The organism is Aggregatibacter sp. oral taxon 458 str. W10330 (genome assembly GCF_000466335.1).
Lineage (GTDB): Bacteria > Pseudomonadota > Gammaproteobacteria > Enterobacterales > Pasteurellaceae > Aggregatibacter.
Genome location: NZ_KE952597.1, coordinates 1,990 through 2,988, shown reverse-complemented (window position 1 = coordinate 2,988; position 999 = coordinate 1,990). Strand labels below are relative to the sequence as shown.

General features: G+C 36.7%; 1 protein-coding gene. It reads left to right on the top strand.

The window, feature by feature from the left end; genetic code table 11:
• Window positions 1-333: 333 nt before the first annotated feature.
• A partial coding sequence (locus HMPREF9065_RS09870) for a tetratricopeptide repeat protein (protein WP_021615420.1) occupies window positions 334-999 on the top strand: 666 nt, incomplete at its 3' end.

Sequence of the window (999 nt, the reverse complement as noted above, 5' to 3'; positions counted from 1 at the left end):
AAGGCGGTCAGCCAAAATGGGGGATTGCGGTTCAAGGGGTTGTCCTTTTTAGTATTGGGTTAAAATTAATGGCTCGGGTTGGAAGAGCCATATACCAAATTCCGGCGCTTATCTATACTTGCTGAAAGCCATTGTTGCCACAAATTAGCTATACAAAATTTCTTCATTTTGTGTTCAATGCGTCATTATATCTTCCTTTCCGAAATTAAAATAACTAGAATTCTCATTAAGTGATTTTTAGGATGAATTATATAAATAAATTTAATGGATTATGTCTTTTTATTACTAACGAAATTTAATTTCCGTTAAGGCATTTTCATAAGGAATAAAACAATGAGTGTTAATGATTTAATTAAAGAAGGTGTGAGTTTATTCAAAAGCAATAATTTTGATCAAGCAATTGCAAAATTTAATCAGGCTTTGGATGAGATTGAAGATAAAAACTCTCAACTTGAGGAACAAAATAGTATTCAATTTTGGCTTGGTCGTTGTTATTTAGAGCAGGCATTGAAGGTTAGAGATATAACAGAGGCGAAGGGGTTATTTGCCCAAGCTATTGAGCACCACCAAGAGCAACTTAAACTTGCCAAACAGCTAACTGATGAGCAAACAGGTATTCAAAAGCAAATCAATGCTCAATCTTGGCTTGGTCATTGTTATGTAGAGCTGGCAATGAAGGTTAAAGACATAAGGGAAGCAAAGGATTTATTTGCCCAAGCAGTTAAGCGTTACCAAGAGGAACTCAAACTTGCCGAACAACTGACTGATGAGCAAACAAGAATTCAACAGCAAATCTATGCTCAACATTGGCTTGGTCGTTGTTATTTCGAGCAGGCAATGAAGGCTAAAGACATAGCGAAAGCGAAGGATTTATTTGCAAAAGCCGTTAAGTATCACCAAGAGGAACTCAACCTTACCGAACAGCTGACTGATGAGCAAACACGAACTCAAGAGCAAGTCAATGCTCAATTTTGGCTTGGTCGTTGTTATTTAGAGCAG